This is a genomic window from Burkholderia sp. LMG 13014 (assembly GCF_905232215.1).
GTDB lineage: Bacteria > Pseudomonadota > Gammaproteobacteria > Burkholderiales > Burkholderiaceae > Burkholderia.
In genome coordinates this window covers 1-16,154 of the sequence record NZ_CAJNKE010000001.1, presented here as the reverse complement: position 1 = coordinate 16,154, position 16,154 = coordinate 1, and the positions used below count along the sequence as shown (strand labels likewise).

18 protein-coding genes and 1 pseudogene are annotated in these 16,154 nt (G+C 64.6%); 2 read left to right on the top strand and 17 right to left on the bottom strand.

The genetic code is table 11. The features are described 5' to 3' along the window. Positions 1-27: 27 nt before the first annotated feature. Entirely contained in the window at positions 28-834 is an 807-nt protein-coding gene (locus JYJ84_RS00095; RefSeq protein WP_175221986.1) for an oxidoreductase, read from the top strand. Positions 835-1,104: 270 nt separating this feature from the next. Here the strand turns inward: JYJ84_RS00095 and JYJ84_RS37555 are convergent. The 13 genes and pseudogenes from JYJ84_RS37555 to JYJ84_RS00030 all read right to left on the bottom strand — a co-directional run. Continuing rightward, positions 1,105-1,215, bottom strand: a pseudogene (locus JYJ84_RS37555) (hypothetical protein); the annotation flags it as partial. A 157-nt stretch (positions 1,216-1,372) separates the two neighbouring features. Beyond that, entirely contained in the window at positions 1,373-3,400 is a 2,028-nt protein-coding gene (rpoD, locus tag JYJ84_RS00085; RefSeq protein WP_236027634.1) for an RNA polymerase sigma factor RpoD, read from the bottom strand. Between the two features lie 968 nt (positions 3,401-4,368). Further along, complete coding sequence (locus JYJ84_RS00080) at positions 4,369-4,806, bottom strand: Lrp/AsnC family transcriptional regulator (protein WP_122950313.1); 438 nt, start codon at positions 4,804-4,806, stop codon at positions 4,369-4,371. Beyond that, complete coding sequence (locus JYJ84_RS00075) at positions 4,803-5,750, bottom strand: homocysteine S-methyltransferase family protein (protein ID WP_175221987.1); 948 nt, start codon at positions 5,748-5,750, stop codon at positions 4,803-4,805. Before JYJ84_RS00075 ends, JYJ84_RS00080 begins: the two co-directional genes overlap by 4 nt. Positions 5,751-5,854: 104 nt before the next feature. Continuing rightward, positions 5,855-7,024 carry a PLP-dependent aspartate aminotransferase family protein gene (locus JYJ84_RS00070; RefSeq protein WP_175221988.1) on the bottom strand — a complete coding sequence of 390 codons (1,170 nt, stop codon included), beginning with the start codon at positions 7,022-7,024 and terminating at the stop codon, positions 5,855-5,857. 44 nt (positions 7,025-7,068) lie between these two features. Next, positions 7,069-7,764 carry an ABC transporter permease gene (locus JYJ84_RS00065; RefSeq protein ID WP_175221989.1) on the bottom strand — a complete coding sequence of 232 codons (696 nt, stop codon included), beginning with the start codon at positions 7,762-7,764 and terminating at the stop codon, positions 7,069-7,071. A 13-nt stretch (positions 7,765-7,777) separates the two neighbouring features. Further along, positions 7,778-8,455 carry an ABC transporter permease gene (locus JYJ84_RS00060; RefSeq protein WP_174957599.1) on the bottom strand — a complete coding sequence of 226 codons (678 nt, stop codon included), beginning with the start codon at positions 8,453-8,455 and terminating at the stop codon, positions 7,778-7,780. A gap of 72 nt (positions 8,456-8,527) precedes the next feature. After that, a complete protein-coding gene (locus tag JYJ84_RS00055) occupies positions 8,528-9,307 on the bottom strand; it encodes a transporter substrate-binding domain-containing protein (RefSeq protein ID WP_174957600.1) in 780 nt (259 codons plus the stop codon). 31 nt (positions 9,308-9,338) lie between these two features. After that, entirely contained in the window at positions 9,339-10,136 is a 798-nt protein-coding gene (locus tag JYJ84_RS00050) for an ABC transporter ATP-binding protein (protein WP_122950308.1), read from the bottom strand. Positions 10,137-10,218: 82 nt separating this feature from the next. Beyond that, on the bottom strand, positions 10,219-11,649 hold the full coding sequence (locus tag JYJ84_RS00045) for an aldehyde dehydrogenase family protein (RefSeq protein ID WP_175221990.1): 1,431 nt from the start codon (positions 11,647-11,649) through the stop codon (positions 10,219-10,221). Further along, on the bottom strand, positions 11,646-12,725 hold the full coding sequence (locus JYJ84_RS00040; protein ID WP_175221991.1) for a homoserine dehydrogenase: 1,080 nt from the start codon (positions 12,723-12,725) through the stop codon (positions 11,646-11,648). The genes JYJ84_RS00045 and JYJ84_RS00040 overlap by 4 nt, the downstream gene beginning before the upstream one ends. A gap of 151 nt (positions 12,726-12,876) precedes the next feature. Continuing rightward, a complete protein-coding gene (locus JYJ84_RS00035; RefSeq protein WP_122950306.1) occupies positions 12,877-13,374 on the bottom strand; it encodes an Lrp/AsnC family transcriptional regulator in 498 nt (165 codons plus the stop codon). A 31-nt stretch (positions 13,375-13,405) separates the two neighbouring features. Further along, positions 13,406-13,972 carry a hypothetical protein gene (locus JYJ84_RS00030; RefSeq protein WP_240201806.1) on the bottom strand — a complete coding sequence of 189 codons (567 nt, stop codon included), beginning with the start codon at positions 13,970-13,972 and terminating at the stop codon, positions 13,406-13,408. 91 nt (positions 13,973-14,063) lie between these two features. Here JYJ84_RS00030 and JYJ84_RS00025 point away from each other — a divergent pair, with 91 nt between their 5' ends. Beyond that, on the top strand, positions 14,064-14,396 hold the full coding sequence (locus tag JYJ84_RS00025; RefSeq protein ID WP_175221993.1) for a hypothetical protein: 333 nt from the start codon (positions 14,064-14,066) through the stop codon (positions 14,394-14,396). A gap of 92 nt (positions 14,397-14,488) precedes the next feature. On the opposite strand, the gene JYJ84_RS00020 is transcribed toward JYJ84_RS00025, so the two are convergent. From JYJ84_RS00020 to msrB, 4 genes are all read right to left on the bottom strand, one after another. Further along, on the bottom strand, positions 14,489-14,914 hold the full coding sequence (locus JYJ84_RS00020; protein ID WP_265343097.1) for a RhsIA family immunity protein: 426 nt from the start codon (positions 14,912-14,914) through the stop codon (positions 14,489-14,491). After that, positions 14,907-15,179 (bottom strand): RHS repeat-associated core domain-containing protein, encoded by a 273-nt coding sequence (locus JYJ84_RS00015; protein ID WP_236027633.1) that lies wholly within the window; start codon positions 15,177-15,179, stop codon positions 14,907-14,909. Before JYJ84_RS00015 ends, JYJ84_RS00020 begins: the two co-directional genes overlap by 8 nt. Positions 15,180-15,502: 323 nt before the next feature. Beyond that, entirely contained in the window at positions 15,503-15,730 is a 228-nt protein-coding gene (locus tag JYJ84_RS38210) for a hypothetical protein (protein WP_205189104.1), read from the bottom strand. 35 nt (positions 15,731-15,765) lie between these two features. Further along, a partial coding sequence (gene msrB, locus JYJ84_RS00005; protein WP_205189103.1) for a peptide-methionine (R)-S-oxide reductase MsrB occupies positions 15,766-16,154 on the bottom strand: 389 nt, incomplete at its 5' end.

Genomic DNA, 16,154 nt, shown 5'->3' with positions numbered 1-16,154 from the left:
CTACTCATCCTGTCCAAGGAAACAGCCATGTCGAATTCCACCGTTGTCGTCGTGACCGGCGTGTCGTCGGGCATCGGGCGCGTCGCCGCAGAACAATTCGCCAAACGCGGGTGCCGCGTGTTCGGCACCGTGCGCAGCATCGCGCGAGCGGCACCCATCGCCGGCGTCGAGTTGATCGAGATGGACGTACGTGACGACGCGTCCGTTCAATCGGGTATTCAAACGATCATCGATCGCGCCGCACGCATCGACGTGCTCGTGAACAATGCAGGCACGAGCCTGCTCGGCGCGGTGGAGGAAACCTCCGTGACCGAAGCCGCGGCATTGTTCGACACCAACGTATTCAGCATCCTGCGTACGGCCCATGCGGTGCTTCCGCACATGCGGGCACAGCGGCGCGGCCGGATCGTCAATGTCAGCTCGGTGCTCGGCTTCCTGCCGGCGCCCTATATGGGACTCTATTCGGCATCCAAACATGCGGTGGAGGGTTTGACTGAAACGCTGGATCACGAACTGCGGCAGTTCGGCATTCGCACGACGCTGGTCGAACCGTCGTTTACGCGGACGAACCTGGACGTCAACGCGCTGCAGGCAAGCGCGCCGATCGCCGATTACGACCGCGAGCGGACGCTCGCGTCGCGTGCCGTTGTCCACTGCGTGAAAACCGCGCCGCACCCCGAGGGTGTGGCCGCCACCATCGTCGACGCAGCGCTCGGCGCATGGCGGATGCGACGCACGCCGACCGGTGAGGCGTCGCTATTGCGCAAGTTGCGACGGTTCATGCCAGCCGGCCCGGTCGATTCGAGCCTGCGGAAAAAATTCCGGCTCGCGTGACGCGGCGGGCTGGCGAAGCATTCTTGAACGAGGTAACCACCGTGGAAATAGGCATCATCGGGACCCGGCAATATCGGCGGGACGCTTGCGCGCCGGCTGAAGGCGGCGGGCCATCGCGTGCGGATCGCGAATTCGAAGGGTCCGGAAGGCGTGCAGCCATTCGCGGATGAAATCGGCGCGCTCGCCGTCGACGTGGCGGGCGCCGTTCGCGGGCCCGGTATAGCGCGGGTACGGCGGATACTGGCACAAGGCTCGCGCAAACGCCGCACTACCGTCCGTGTTCAGCTTCGATGCAACGAGGTTCCCGGGTGCCTTGCCCTTCGTCGCCCATTGATCCAGTGCAGCGACCAGGTTTGCGGAGTCCGCACCCGGGCCGCCCAAGCAAAGGGAAGCAGGCCGCCAGCATCAAGCCGCTGTCAGTTTTCCCCGCAGCGAATACGCTGCGGTCAGGACAACGATCAGGCCGACGCGTGATCGCTGCAAGCCTGGAGCCGGGCGTCGCAGGGATACCACGCCCGGCTTGCTCTAGCGCTCAAGTCTAGCGCTCAAGAAATGGCCTGAGCTTGTCCGCACGGCTGGGATGCATCAGCTTGCGCATCGCCTTGCTCTCAATCTGACGGATCCGCTCACGGGTCACATCGAACTGCTTGCCGACCTCTTCAAGCGTGTGATCGGAGTTTGTGTCGAGCCCGAATCGCATCCGCAGAACCTTGGCCTCGCGCGGCGACAACCCGTTGAGTGCCTCGTCGATCGCCGCGCGCATGTTCGCGTGAATCGCCGCCTCAGCCGGCGAACTCGCCGAGACATCCTCGATCATGTCACCGAGCGTTGCATCGGCGTCGTCACCCACCGGGGTTTCGAGCGAGACAGGTTGCTTGGCGATCTTGAGGATACTGAGCACTTTCTCCTCGGACATCTCCATGCGCTTTGCGAGCACTGAGGGATGCGCTTCCTGCCCTGTCTGTTGCAAGATTTCGCGCGATATCCGGTTCAGCTTGTTGATCGTCTCGATCATGTGGACCGGCACGCGAATGGTCCGCGCCTGATCGGCGAGCGCACGCGTGACAGCCTGCCGGACCCACCAGGTCGCGTAGGTCGAGAACTTCCAGCCGCGCCGGTATTCGAACTTGTCAACGGCCTTCATCAGGCCGATATTGCCCTCCTGGATCAAATCCAGGAACTGCATGCCGCGGTTCACGTATTTCTTGGCGATTGAAATGACAAGACGAAGGTTCGCCTCGATCATCTCGCGCTTGGCCTGCCGCATTTTCAGTTCCGCGGCACTCATCTGGCGGTTGATCTGCTTGAGCTGCTGGAGCGGCAACGAGACCTGGGACTCGATGTCGACGAGCTTCTGCTGCGCCGCCTGAATCGCCGGCTGATGTCGCTCGAGCGCCGCGCCAAACTGCTGCGAGGTCGCTGCCGTGCGGTTCGTCCATTCGAGGTCGGTCTCGTGGCCCGGGAACGACTCGACAAACGCGTCGCGCGGCATGCCGCAACGGTCGACAGCAATCGCCAGGATGCTGCGCTCGATCGCGCGAACCTCAGTCACTTGCCCATGCACGATGGCGCACAGGCGGTCGATGGTCTTGGCGGTAAAGCGGATCGGCGCGAGTTCACGCTGGATCGCCGTGCGCACTTGTACAGCGGCTGCGGAACGGGCATCGCCCGTGACAGGCACATCCGGCAACTGCTCGAACAGCGCACGCACGCGCGCGAAAATCACGAGACTGTCGTTCGTGAGTTCTTCGAGGCGTGCCGCGTTCACCTTCTCCGAATCCCCGGCGTCCGTTTCGACGTCGTCTTCGTCCGAATCATCGTCGGCGGCTTGTGCTTCCGTATCCTCTTCCTGGGACTCTGGCGCCATTTCGCTTTCATCGGCGTCGACGCTGATGCCATCGACCAGTTCGTCGATGCGCAGTTCCCCGGCAACGACGCGGTCGACATCGGCAAGAATCGTGGACACGATCGACGGACACGCGGCAATCGCTTGAATCATGTCCTGCAGACCATCTTCGATCCGTTTCGCGACCTCAATTTCACCGGCGCGGGTCAGCAGTTCGCTGGCCCCCATTTCTCGCATGTACATCCGAACCGGATCCGTGGTGCGGCCGAATTCGGAATCAACGGTCGATAACGCAGCTTCCGCCTCCTCGTCCGCCTGATCGTCGGATGCCACGGCCGGCGCAGCGTCGGTCAACAGCAGCGCTTCGGCGTCCGGCGCTTGTTCGTACACGGCCACGCCCATGTCGCTGAACGTGCTGACGATGGTGTCCATCGCCGCCGTTTGGGCAAAGTTGTCGGGCAGGTGGTCGTTGATGTCCGCGTGGGTGAGATAGCCGCGCTCGCGACCGAGCGCGATCAACGCGCGCATCTGGTGCTGGCGCTCCTCGTTCTGACGTGCCAGCGACGCGCTGTCCGTCGGCGTCAGGGCCTGGGCCTTTCCCTTTGCCACACGGCGGCCGGCTTTTGCCGTGCCCGTGATTTCAGGGGATGTGGAATCGTTCCGATCAGGAATTGCCAATACATGCTCCTCGACAGATGAGCCGACGATCGTCGCGAGCATGACGCCAGAATGGGTTGCCTGCCGGGATGCGAACGGAATCGTGTACGCACAGATAGTCGAGGGCGGGACGCCTCGTGCGAAATCCGTATGCGCAGCTTGTGGGGGGCGTGAATGATACCGGATTGTATTGTCCGGCACAACCCCCGGGGGCAGCCTGGGATTTCCATACGCTTTACCGGTGCAGCGCTCTCTAGCTGCGACAAGGGGGTAGCAGTCGCCCCCTGCCCCTGCCAGTGAATGCGTGCTGTCGCCCCATTCCGGCCGCTCGACGCTCCACGGAGCGGACATCATCGGTGTGTCTGCATGCCGCGACGAACGTAGGTCACGGACACGCCCGTGATCTATGCGCGGATCAGCGTGTCACCCTGGAGAAGGTGACAGGGAGCCGACTCGAGGTTCATGCGCTCGGGGATGGGTAGTCCGTTTCCGCAGTAATCGATCTCAACGCAGCTCAAATGATCCGAATCATCGGCGAACAAGAAAATTTCAAGCGATCGTGACACGTCGGGTTCGCCAAGGCCCCGAAAGTCGGCTTCAAACACCCGACCGTAACCGTGTCCGCTCGTGGATATTCCAGGCACGCCGTCAGGCGCAGCCATCGATAGCGAGAAATTGTTGCACCCGCATTGACAAATGCTCGCCGATTTCAGCATTCGCGATTTGCGCCGCGAGCACATCGCAATTCGGAAACTGGCAGCGTTCGAGGGTGAACGCAATCCAGCAAGTTGCACGGTTTAGGTCATTTTGCATGTTGCGCCTGGACGGATGCGGAGCGAATCGCGGTTCTCGAGTGCGTTGATTGCGGACGATTTACGCGACGGTGTCGATCGGCCGTTTCTGGCCGGCTAGCGCCCGATGACAGAGCGCGACGATCGTCGTGGATGCGGCCTTTCATGCACGGGACATAAAGCGACCCGAAGCGGAAATTCGCTCCATCAAGACCAAAGACTGTCCACGCCGCCGGGCCGTCACCGCTTATGAACGACCGAGTCGAGCACGAAGCTGGTCGTCATGTTCTGCACGCCGTCCAATGCGCTGATGGTCGCCCAGATGTCGCTGATGCGCTCATGCGTGGCCGCCTCTATCTGCACCAGCAAATCGACCTCGCCGCTGAGAACCGCGCAGTCGCGCACCTCGGCGATCCGCTCGAGTGCGGCCAGCACGTCCGCGCCGCGCATCCGGTCCTTGCGATAGACGAGCATCACGGCACGCACCGGTGCGACATCGTCGGGCAACGCGAGCCGCACCGTATAGCCTGCAATGATCTTCAGCGCTTCGAGCCGGTCGATCCGGTGCCGGACCGCCTGCCTGGACAAACCGATCCTGTCGGCCAGCACCGCGAGCGGAATCCGCGCATCGGCACACAATGCGTCGATGATCTTCTGGTCCAGGCCGTCGATCTTCATTGGCCGGACCCGGTGTGCCCGGCACTGCGCGCATCGACCGCGTCGCGCAATGCCGCGATGTGGCCGGGGCCGATTCCGCAACACCCGCCGACGATCTGCGCACCGAGCGCAAGCCACTGCTCCGCCCATTTCGCATAGCCGGGCGGATCGATATCGCCGCGCAATGCGTCGAGTTCCTCGTTCGCACGCGCATCGGCGCGCTGCGGTGGAAAGGCGTTCGCATACGCGCCGATCATCAACGCCGCTCCTGCTCCTGCTCCCATTCCAGCGAGCCTACGCTGCACCGCCTCGATCGCCGCACCCATCGCCTCCGGCTGGCTGCAGTTGAACAGCAGCGCGCTCGCGCGCGCGGACACGGCGGCGTCGATGGCTTCGTCGAGTGCCTGTCCCGATCGCAGTACCGGCCCGGCGCCCGTGTCGGCGCCGACCTCGTCGCGCAGCGTGAACGACACCCAGAGCGGCTTCGGATTCGCACCGAGCGCGCGACGGACCGCGTCGATCTCGCCGGTCAGGCTCTGCGTCTCGGCCAGCCACAGGTCGACGTACGGATCGAGTCCATCGACGAGCGTCGCCAGAATCGCATCGGCACGCGCCGCGTCGAACAGGTCGGGCCGATACGAACCGCCGGTCGGCGGAAGCGATCCCGCGACGCGTACTGGCCGCACTGCGCGATCCGCGGCTTGCCGCGCGAGTTGCCCGGCAAGTGCCGCGAGCGCGACACCGTCGCGACGGAACCGCTGCTCGCCGATATGGAACGGCACGACCGCATAGCTGTTCGCGGTGATCACGTCGGCGCCCGCCGCGATGAACGCGTCGTGCGCGAGGCCGACGTAATGCGGCGCTTCCATCAGCGCGAGCGCCGACCATTCCGGCTGCCTGAACGGCGCCCCCATCCGCGCCAGTTCGCGCCCCATGCCGCCGTCGAGTACCGTGATGCCATGCATATTCCGTGCTCCGTCGTTGCAACCCGGGCCGCTCGCGCCCGGATCGATTCAAAGGCCGGCGCGGCCCGCCCGATGCGTCGAACGACCGCGTGCGCCGGTCCGTGTCAGATCTGCTCGAGCGCTTGCGCGATATCGGCTTTCAGGTCGTCGACATGCTCGATGCCGACCGAATAACGGATGAAGTTGAGCGGGATGTCGGCCGCGCGCATTTGTTCCGCCGACATCGTGCCCGCCCACATGGATGCCGTATGGATCGCGAGCGAATCGACGCCGCCGAGATTGCCCGCGTTCAGCGGCAAGCGCAGCGCCTCGACGAAGCGCTGCGCTTCGCCATAGCCGCCCCGCACGCCGAACGCGACCACGCCGCCGAAGCCGCGCATCTGCCGGCACGCGAGTTCATGCTGCGGATGGCTGCGCAGGCCCGGGTAGAACACGCGCTCGATCTTCGCGTGCGCCTCGAGGAACTCGGCGAGCGCCTGGGCGTTCGCGTTGATCCGCTCGACGCGCATCGGCAGCGTGCGCAGCCCGCGCAGCAGCAGCCACGCGTCCATCGGCGACAGCACCGAGCCGAGCGTGATGTGCGTATGCCAGATCTGCTCGGCGATCACGCGACTCGTGCAGATCACGCCGCCGGTCAGGTCGTGATGGCCGCCGAGATACTTGGTCGCGCTGTGCACGACGATGTCGACACCGAGCCGGTGCGGCTGCTGGTTGACCGGCGACGCGAACGTGTTGTCCGCGAGTGTCAGGATGCCGCGCGCCCTGGCGACTTCGCTCACCGCGGCGATGTCGGTCACGAGCAGCAGCGGATTGACCGGCGATTCGAGCACGATCAGCCGCGTGTTCGGCCGGATCGCACGATCGAACGCGGCCGCGTCGGTCTGGTCGACGAACGTCACCTCGACGCCGAACCGGCGCAGCATGTCGTCGAGCATTTTCGTCGTGCTCATGTAATGGCGCGTCTGGCCGATCACGTGATCGCCGGCCTTCACGACACTGAGGATCGCGGTCGCGATCGCGCCCATGCCGGACGCGGTGACGAGCGCGGTCTCGGTGCCCTCGAGCTCCGCCATGATCGCCTTGACCCGCTCGTGAACCGGATTGCCGTAGCGCGTGTAGTTGCGCGGATGCTGCGGCACGCTCGACATCTCCGCGAATTCCTCGCTGCCGGCCGCCTTGAACACGGCCGAATAGTGGATCGCCGGCGCGACCGTCTTCTCGTCGGTCACGTCGCGGTCCGCGGCCAGCGCGAGCGTTTCAAGCCTGTATCCCATTTCGTTCTCCGGATCGTTGGTTGTATCGTGTCCGCGCGGTGCCGTCAGGCACGCACGTTGCCCAGATGGCGATTCAGCTGCCCTTCGACGCGTTTGAGCACGGTCGAAAGCACTGCCGTGATACCGACGTACACGATGCCGGCCAGCATCAGTGCGTCGGTCGTATAGGTTTCGATGGAGATGCGCCGCGCGACTCCGGTCAGGTCGAGCACGGTGATCGTGCTGGCGAGCGCGGTCGACTTGAGCTGCAGCACGATCTCGTTGCCGAGCGTCGGCGCGACGATGCCGATCGCGCGCGGGACGACCACGAACCAGGTCACCACGAAGCGGCTCATCCCGAACGCGAGCGCGGCTTCCTTCTCGCCGGCCGGCACGCCGGCAATGCCGCCGCGGATGTCTTCCGCCATGTAGGCCGAGAGGTTGAGCGTCAGCGCGCACAATGCGCACGAGAACGATCCGCCAACCAGCAGCCACAGCGGCGACGCGCGCACGATCGAGAACTGCGCGAGCCCGTAATACAGCACGAAAATCTGCACCAGCAGCGGCGTGCCGCGAAACACCGACATGAACAGGCGGCTCGGTACCGACAGCCACCGGCGCTCCGACGCACGCGCGACGGCAAGCGGCACCGCGAGCGCGAACGCGAACGTGCAAGACAGCACCAGCAGTTGCAGCGTAATCCATACACCGCGCGCGACGTCCGGGCCGGACTGCTCGATGAGGGAAAGGAAGTCGTTCATCGCATGGCCCTCGTCAGGTGCGTTGTGCGTAACCACGGCCCGCGATGCGCTCGAGCCATGCGAATACGGGGTTTGAAGCGGCGAGAAAGCCAAAGTAGACGATACCGACCGTCACGTAGAAAACGAATGGCTGCTTGGTGAACTGCGCGGCGATGTTGGCCTTGCGCAGCATGTCCTCGAGCCCGACGATCGATACCAGCGACGTGTCCTTCAGCAGGTTCTGCCACATGTTGTTCAGGCTCGGCAGGCAGATGCGCCACGCCTGCGGCAGGCGTACGTGCCACAGTGTCTGCAGGCGTGTCATCCCGTACGCGCGCGCGGCCTCGATCTGTCCGGCCGGCACCGCGATGAATGCGCCGCGGAACATCTCCGACGAATAAGCGCCGAACACCACGGCGAGTGCGATCACGCCGGCCGAGAAAGGGCTCACGGCGAAGGCACCATCGAATTGCGTGTTGAGCAGATGCGACAGCCCGAAATAGCAGATCAGCAGAATCAGGAACTCGGGAATGCCGCGCAGGAAATTGGTCAGCGCATAGGTCGCATGCCTGAGCCAGCCCATGTCCGACAGTTTTGCCGATGCACCGGCGATGCCGAGCAGCATGCCGACGCACAGCGCGGCGAGCGCGAGTTCCAGCGTGACGAGCGCACCCGCCGCGATCTGCGCGCCGTAGTTCACCAGAATGTCCATCGTGATATCGCTCCTTGTGAGGCCCGGATCGCGCAGGCCGCCGTGCGGCGGCCGCGCGGTCCCGATGCGCGGCTATTGCGGCGCGATGCTGAACGGGAAATAGCGCTTGTTGGCGGCGGCGAACGTGCCATCCGCCTGCACCTGCGCGATCCCCTTGTCGAACAGCGCCTTCAGCGGCGCGTCGCCCTTGCGTACCGCGATCGCCGTACCGTCGCCGAAGATCTCCGCATCGGCGATCGGCTTGCCGACGAAGTCGAAACCTTCCTTCCTGCCGGCCTTCGTCAGCCAGTCGTACGCGACCGTGTTGTCGGCAAGCACGGCATCGACGCGCCCGGCCTCCAGGTCGAGCCAGGCCTCGTCGAGCGTCTGATAGACCTTCACGTTGATCCCCGACTTGCTCGCCAGCAGGCGGCGGCGCAGATAGGATTCGTGGGTCGACGCGGTCTGAACGCCGATCGTCTTGCCGCGCAGCGCGGCCGCGCCATCCGTGATACCCGAACCCTGCTTCGCGACGAGCTGCACGGGTGCCGTCGTGAAGATGCGCGTGAAATCCACCGATTGCTCGCGCTCCGGCGTCTTCGACATTTGCGCGAGCACCGCATCGATCTGCTTCGCCTTGAGCGCCGGAATCAGCGCATCGAAATCCATCGTCACCCACTGGCACCTGACCTTCATCGTGTCGCACATCTTCTTGCCGATGTCGATCTCCATGCCCTGCAGCTTGCCGGACGCATCCTTGTATTCGAACGGCGCGTAATCGGCGAGCGTGCCGATCCGCACGACCTGCTCGGCATGCGCGACCGATCCGAGCAGTGCCGCGCCCACGCACAGCGACTGAAGCAGCTTCTTCATGATTTCCCCTCCGGTTGGCATTGAATCCGCATCAGATGATGCTGGACAGAAACTTCTGGAAGCGCGGCGATTTCTGGCTCGCGAACACCTCGTCGGGACTGCCGTCCTCCTCGATTCGTCCCTGGTGGACGAACACGACGCGGTTCGCGACTTCGCGCGCAAAACCCATCTCGTGCGTGACGACGAGCATCGTGCGCCCCTCGTCGGCCAGCGAGCGCATCACTTTCAATACTTCGCCGACGAGCTCGGGATCGAGCGCCGACGTCGGTTCGTCGAACAGCATCACGTCGGGATCGGTCGCGAGTGCGCGTGCAATCGCCACGCGCTGCTGCTGGCCGCCCGACAGCTGGTTCGGATAGTGTTCGCACTTGCCGGCGAGCCCGACCCGTTCGAGCATCGCGATCGCTTTGTCGCGTGCGTCGCGCTTCGGTACGCCCAGCACGCGCACCGGCACGAACATCACGTTCTGCAGCACCGTCATGTGCGCCCAGAGATTGAACTGCTGGAACACCATCGCGAGCTTGCGGCGCACGCGCATCACCTGCTGCGCGTCGGCGGCGACAAGCGCGCCGTCGCGGCCCGCCGGCTTCAGCGCGAGCGTTTCGCCGTTCACGCAGATCCGGCCACGGTCGGGCATTTCCAGCAAGTTGATGCACCTGAGGAACGTACTCTTGCCCGACCCGCTGCTGCCGAGGATCGACACGACCTCGTGATTCCGCGCGGTCAGCGAGATGCCCTTCAGCACCTCGACACCGCCGAACGACTTGTGAATATCCTCGACCACCAGCGCGTCCACCGCCGGCTTGCATGCAGGAATTGCTGCTGGCATCCTCGACTCCTTCTCCGCTACGTTGCACACACACCGCTCCGGTTCGCGCCGCGCCGGCCCGTCATGTGCCGGCGCTCGCGCATCAGCTCGACAGCCGCCGGTTGCGCCTGAAGCAGACCACCTTCGGCTGCGTCATTTCCGTCATCGCGAACCGGACCCCTTCGCGGCCCAGCGACCCATGCTTGAAGCCGCCGAACGGCATGCCGTCGAAGCGGTAGTCGGACGAATCGTTGATCATCACGCCGCCTGCCTGCAGCCGCTCCGCCGCGCCGAGCGCCACCTCCAGGCGGTTGGTAAACACGCCTGCATGCAGGCAGCTCTCCGACGCATTGGCCGCGTCGAGCGCCTGCTCCAGGTCGGTGAATTTCTCGATCGTCACGACCGGCGCGAATACCTCGTCGGTCCATATGCGCGCGTCGCGCGGCACATCCACGAGCACCGTCGGTTCATACAGCGCACCGCGCCGCCGATGGCCGCTCAACACCGTCGCACCGCCGGCGACCGCTTCGTCGACCCAGTGTTCGATGCGAGCCGCCTGTTCCTCGCCGATCATCGGCCCCATGTCGGTCGCATCGTCCAGTGGATCGCCCACGACCATCTTGCCGGTCAGCTCGACGAAGTAACGGACGAACGGCTCGTACGCGGCGTCGGCGACGAAGATCCGCTGCGTGCCGATGCAGTTCTGTCCCGCCGCCCAGAACGCACCCGACACGCATGCTTCGGCGGCATCCTTCAGGTCGCAGTCGGCCATCACGATCACCGGCGCATTTCCGCCGAGGTCCATCGCGATCTTCTTGAGTCCCGCCTGGCGCGTGATGGCCTCGCCAGTCTCCGGACCGCCGGTAAAGGTCACCATCCGGATCCGCCGGTCGCGCACCAGCGCGGACGCGATCTCCGCGCCGCCGTGCACGATCTGCAGCGCGTCGCGCGGCGCACCGGCTTCCCACAGAACCTCGACGAGCGCCTGCGCGGACAGCGGCGCAAGCAGCGAGGGCTTCAGGATCAGCGCATTGCCGGTCGCAATCGCCGGCCCGAGCTTGTGTGCAACGAGGTTCAGCGGGTCGTTGAACGGCGTGATCGCGAGAATCACGCCGAGCGGCTCCAGCGTGTAGTAGCCGCTGCGATCCTCGGAGCCGGGATAGCCGTCGAACGGGATCGTCTCGCCGGTCAGCCGTTTCGCCTCCTCGCCCGACAGGCGCAGCGTGTTCACGCAGCGTGCGACTTCCTTGCGGGCCTGCCGCAACGGCTTGCCCGCTTCAAGCGCGATCGTGCGTGCGAACGTCTCCGTTCGCGCCTCGACGATCGCTGCTGCGCGAAACAGGATGTCAGCGCGCCGGCTGCGCGGCATGGTCGCGGCCGCATGCGCCCCTTCGAGCGCGCGCTCGACGAGGGCCGATGCCGCATCGACAGGCGACAGTCGAACCTGGCCGACGATCGCGCCGTCATACGGCGACCGGACATCGGCCACGCCGGCCCCCGTGCAGCCGGTCAGCACCGCATCGCGCGCGCTCATGCGGCCACCTCGTGCGACACGGCGCCGATCCGGTCGGCGAGTTCGATCAGGTCGGACAGGATCGCGAACGCCGTTTCCTCGCGCCCCGCACCGGGCCCGCTGATCGTCACGCCGCCGAGCACGTCGGTGTCGAACGTGATCGCATTCGTCACGCCGCTCGCGGCAAGCAACGGATGGCCGGCCGGCAGCTTGCGCGGCTCGACGCTCGCGGTCACGGTGCCGTCCGGATGGCGGACGGCCGAGCCGATCAACCGCCAGGACATGCGCTCCGCCGCCGCCGCGCGCACGTCGTGCTCGGTCAGCTCCACGATGCCGCGGCACGTCACATCGCCACGCGTGAGGCCGGCGTTCCACAGCGCGTTCGCCAGAATCACGACCTTCAGCTGCACGTCCGACCCGTTGACGTCGGCCGCGGGGTTCGCCTCCGCATAGCCGCGCTGCTGCGCATCCCGGATCGCCTCGTCAAAGCTCGCGCCGGCCTCGACCTCGCCGAGCACGTAGTTCGACGTACCGTTCAGGATGCCGGCGAAGCCGTTGACGTCGCAGCCGCGCAGCGACGTCACGAGCTGCCGCAGCACCGGCGTGCCGCTCATCACCGTGCCCTCGTACATCACGCACGCGCCCGATTGCGCGGCGACCCGAGCCAGCGCCGGCTGCGCGAGCGCGATCGGCCCCTTGTTGGTCGTGATCACGTGCTTGCCGCATTCGAGGGCGGTACGGCAATGCGACAGTGCCGGCTCACCGGTGTTCGGGTCGGTGAAGGTCGCCTCGACGACGACATCCACGTGCTCCGACGCAATGGCCTTCAGCACGGCCTCGAGACCGACGTCCGGCGACACCAGCGTGCCGGGATCGCGACGGAGCGCTTCGGCGTCGACACCCCGCCGGGCGGTTTCGTCGAGGACATCCAGCGCGATGCCGCGAGGATTCGTCGCGATCCCGAGCCGCAGGTCGGCGACCATCGTCACCGACACGTCGAGTCCCGATGCATCCAGCAACGCGCGTTTCTTCTTGAGCAGTTCGACCAGTCCCTGATTGACTCCGCCGAAGCCGACCAATGCCAGTTTGAGTTCCATCTTGATCATCTCCTGTTCATTGACTACAGGAAACATATTAGTTATGCGAATTGATCGACAAATTATGCGTTTCGACCGATTCGGGCAGTCACGCGTTGCGGTTTGTCACGCGGGACGGACGGATCGGCCGTCGCCGCGCGAACCGCCCTCGTCAGGCCGTGGACGGGGCGTCGTCGCCGTCCTTGTCGACCGGCACGAACAACCCGACCTTGAGCGCGCTCAGCACGACATTCGTGTTGATCCGGCGAACCATCGGATTGCTCTGCATGATCCGCGCGGACAACCGGTCGTATGCCTCGACGTCGGGTGCGGTGATGATCGCGATCAGGTCGACGGAGCCGGTCACGTAGTAAATCTGCTGGATTTCATCGTGCGCCTTCGACCACTCGCGGAACCGGGCGACCGTCTCGTAGTTTTCGCGTTCGATCTCGATCGCTGCAATGAACGTCATCGGCCGGCCGACGGCCGCGCGATCGACCACCGCGATTTCCGCCGAGATGATCTTTTCGGTGCGCATGCGCTTCAGCCGCTTCTGCACGGCGGACGTGGACAGGCCGATCCGTTCGGCGATGGCATCCGCAGTCGCGGTGCAATCGCGCTGGACGATATTCAGGATCTTGCGGTCGAAGGTGTCGAGTGGATCGGTCATGGCGTGGTTTGCCGGAGAACGGGTGTTTGCGTCAAAGATAGAAAGGGCGAGTCGATCTGATCCCGACCAGATGCCGGACGCGGTCGAACGCGGTGACGAGCGTTTCGCGCCACAGCGCCGCTGGACCGTGGATGCATACGGGGGCGAAGTGGATCGTATCCACGCCCGCGGGAATGCGGAACGGACGCTCGACGCCATCGTCCGATTCGGTCACGAGCGCGGTGCCGTCGACTTCGGTCAGGCTCATCAGCAGATGGGCGGATGCGGTCGCGCCAAGCAGGTCGTACAGCGGCGATCCGCTCGCGGATAACTGCTCGAGCAGTGGCAGTTCGTACGCGCCGGGCCACCAGGTGTCGCGCTCGTCGAGCCACGGGCCGACCGCCGGCATTCCAACCATCTCGAGTATCCGGTCCGCGCCGACGTGCGCATAGGCTCGACACCGGCCACCCCTGTCGGTCGAAGAACGCGCCAGCCAGCCGTCGGCGCTCGCGACCGGGTCCGTCAACGGGACGTTCGCCGGCTTCAGCAGGCCGAGCATGCCGGCCATGCTCGCAGCCGACCGGTGTTCGGCGCCGCACAGCGGCTCCTGATCCGGCACGATCCGACACACCCACTTGGGCCCGTCCTGCAAGGCGGCGGGGACGTCGCCGGACCGGACCTGAGCGGCTCTCCTGCGGGCGTGTTCGGCGATGACGAATGGCGTGTCCGGCATACAACTCTCTCGTGCTTGCGGTGCCGCGTCAGAGCGATGCTGGCGCACTTCATGGGCGGCTGACGAATATTGGGGCTGGAGAAATCATATCGCCTCGCTGCGACCGAAAAAATCCCACTTTCCCTGTTTCTCGACGAAAATCGTCGAAAGTTTGCCGTTCATGGATGAATTTCGTCGCGATGCACGGGATGTCGCCGCAACGCCGAAAGGCACGGTCATATTTGTGCGCCTTGCCCGTCGTCTTGTTCGCGTACGCGATTTCTTCACCGCGTTGCCGGACGAACCGGACGAACTTGCTCATTCGCGCTGAGCAACCCCGCCCCCCCGGATTGCAAGGACGCACGTCAGGATATGTGCCTGTCCTGACAAGGCTCGACCCGAGAAACAGGTCGAACAGCGCGGTTACAGCGCTGACCGCTGCCACTTGTCCTTATAGTTCAAAAATTCCTTCTTCTTGATTTTCCATTCTTCGCCACTTCTTTTCATGGTGAAACGGAATACGGTCAACAAACCAACTGTCTGGTGAAAAGTGAAAACCACTTCGCCACCACTTGACTCCACACTATCTTCAACATCAGTTTCAGGATCGTACGTTGGCGGATCCGAACAACCCAGGTCAATTAAACGACCTTGATTCGTTTTATCCTGAAACGCCCACTGCTCCAGGATTTCCAAAAGATGCTTCCGCGCGCGCTCGTCGAGAGAAGTTACATCAAGGCCACCGCCCAAAGCATTACGCTTCTTTTGATAGAAGTCCCTCTCCCATCGATTCATTTTCAACATAAATGATCTCAGCGCGCTTCGAGCATGCTCAAAACCATCACTCATCATCCTCAACCTTTATTTTTTGAAAATGTTGTCGCCCCATGATTCTCTGGCCATTTGTACATACCTTCGTGACTGTACCCGTGCCGAGATCCTTGGCAGTAATCGTCGCGATTGCACGCGGAGGCTGACCTGCGGCCCCGCGGGAAACCGCAGGTGTAACACACCATCCCCACGGATCGATCCAGCCGGTCGGATTCGACGCGTATCGATACGGATTGTCTCCGCCCGGCAACCCGATCGGATCCTGATTGATGAACCGCCCCACTGCCAGGCCCTCCGACCAAGCGGATCATAGGGAGAACACCCGGTCAATCGCCGCTGCGTGCGCATGACTTCGTGATGCAGCTCGTCGCGCTCGAAGCCGCCCAGCACTTGATCGCCACATCGAGTCTGGTGGACGTAGCCAGAGCCATAGCGCAGCATCTGTAGCGTCTGATCCTGCGGTAGCACGCACCCACTGTCACGTTGTCGAGCCCGTCCCCCTTGCCAGTCGGCGCTTCGACGGATTCCACCGCCCCCCGTCCACAGACCACCCCAATCTTCACAATTCATTTAACTTTCCGTGAGGACTTCGACACCGGCCGCTGACTACGATGGGCGCATGTTTTCAGGACCTGCCGCCAGGAGCCCATCATGCCTACCCGCAGACATCTGCTGTTCGCCGGCGCCACCGGCCTCGCCGTGCTCGCGACGCTGTCGTCCGTCGGCCGCCGCGCACTGGTCGGCGCGCGCGAACACGAACGGCAGCACGGGCAGGATGCACGGGCTCAGGATCGTGAGCACGCCGCCGAGGTAGGCAAGGACGATGAGCAGCATGGTGCGTTCTCCAGTCGGTCGGGAGTGGGGCCGGATCAGGCGGCGGCAGGGTGGAAGGCGAGCGCGAGGCCGTTCATGCAGTAGCGCAGGCCGGTGGGCTGCGGGCCGTCGTCGAACACGTGGCCGAGGTGGCCGCCGCAGCGGCGGCAGTGCACTTCGGTGCGGATCATCCCGAACGACGCGTCGGTGGTGGTGGCGACCGCGTGGTCGAGCGGCTTCCAGAAGCTCGGCCAGCCCGTATGGCTGTCGAACTTGGTGGCCGACGAGAACAGCGCGAGGTTGCAGCCGGCACACGCGAACGTGCCTTGCCGGTGCTCGTCGTTCAGCGGGCTGGTGTACGGCCGCTCGGTGCCGGCTTCGCGCAGGATCGTGTACTGGGCGGGCGTGAGCCGGCGATGCCACTCGGCGTCGCTGAGGGTGACCT

What these genes read in the sequence shown, in the direction of transcription:
- JYJ84_RS00095 (WP_175221986.1), top strand. Translation starts at nt 28, where the DNA reads ATGTCGAATTCCACCGTTGTCGTCGTGACCGGCGTGTCGTCGGGCATC.
- rpoD (WP_236027634.1), bottom strand. Translation starts at nt 3,400, where the DNA reads ATGCTCGCGACGATCGTCGGCTCATCTGTCGAGGAGCATGTATTGGCA.
- JYJ84_RS00080 (WP_122950313.1), bottom strand. Translation starts at nt 4,806, where the DNA reads ATGAAGATCGACGGCCTGGACCAGAAGATCATCGACGCATTGTGTGCC.
- JYJ84_RS00075 (WP_175221987.1), bottom strand. Translation starts at nt 5,750, where the DNA reads ATGCATGGCATCACGGTACTCGACGGCGGCATGGGGCGCGAACTGGCG.
- JYJ84_RS00070 (WP_175221988.1), bottom strand. Translation starts at nt 7,024, where the DNA reads ATGGGATACAGGCTTGAAACGCTCGCGCTGGCCGCGGACCGCGACGTG.
- JYJ84_RS00065 (WP_175221989.1), bottom strand. Translation starts at nt 7,764, where the DNA reads ATGAACGACTTCCTTTCCCTCATCGAGCAGTCCGGCCCGGACGTCGCG.
- JYJ84_RS00060 (WP_174957599.1), bottom strand. Translation starts at nt 8,455, where the DNA reads ATGGACATTCTGGTGAACTACGGCGCGCAGATCGCGGCGGGTGCGCTC.
- JYJ84_RS00055 (WP_174957600.1), bottom strand. Translation starts at nt 9,307, where the DNA reads ATGAAGAAGCTGCTTCAGTCGCTGTGCGTGGGCGCGGCACTGCTCGGA.
- JYJ84_RS00050 (WP_122950308.1), bottom strand. Translation starts at nt 10,136, where the DNA reads ATGCCAGCAGCAATTCCTGCATGCAAGCCGGCGGTGGACGCGCTGGTG.
- JYJ84_RS00045 (WP_175221990.1), bottom strand. Translation starts at nt 11,649, where the DNA reads ATGAGCGCGCGCGATGCGGTGCTGACCGGCTGCACGGGGGCCGGCGTG.
- JYJ84_RS00040 (WP_175221991.1), bottom strand. Translation starts at nt 12,725, where the DNA reads ATGGAACTCAAACTGGCATTGGTCGGCTTCGGCGGAGTCAATCAGGGA.
- JYJ84_RS00035 (WP_122950306.1), bottom strand. Translation starts at nt 13,374, where the DNA reads ATGACCGATCCACTCGACACCTTCGACCGCAAGATCCTGAATATCGTC.
- JYJ84_RS00025 (WP_175221993.1), top strand. Translation starts at nt 14,064, where the DNA reads ATGACGAATGGCGTGTCCGGCATACAACTCTCTCGTGCTTGCGGTGCC.
- JYJ84_RS00020 (WP_265343097.1), bottom strand. Translation starts at nt 14,914, where the DNA reads ATGAGTGATGGTTTTGAGCATGCTCGAAGCGCGCTGAGATCATTTATG.
- JYJ84_RS38210 (WP_205189104.1), bottom strand. Translation starts at nt 15,730, where the DNA reads ATGCTGCTCATCGTCCTTGCCTACCTCGGCGGCGTGCTCACGATCCTG.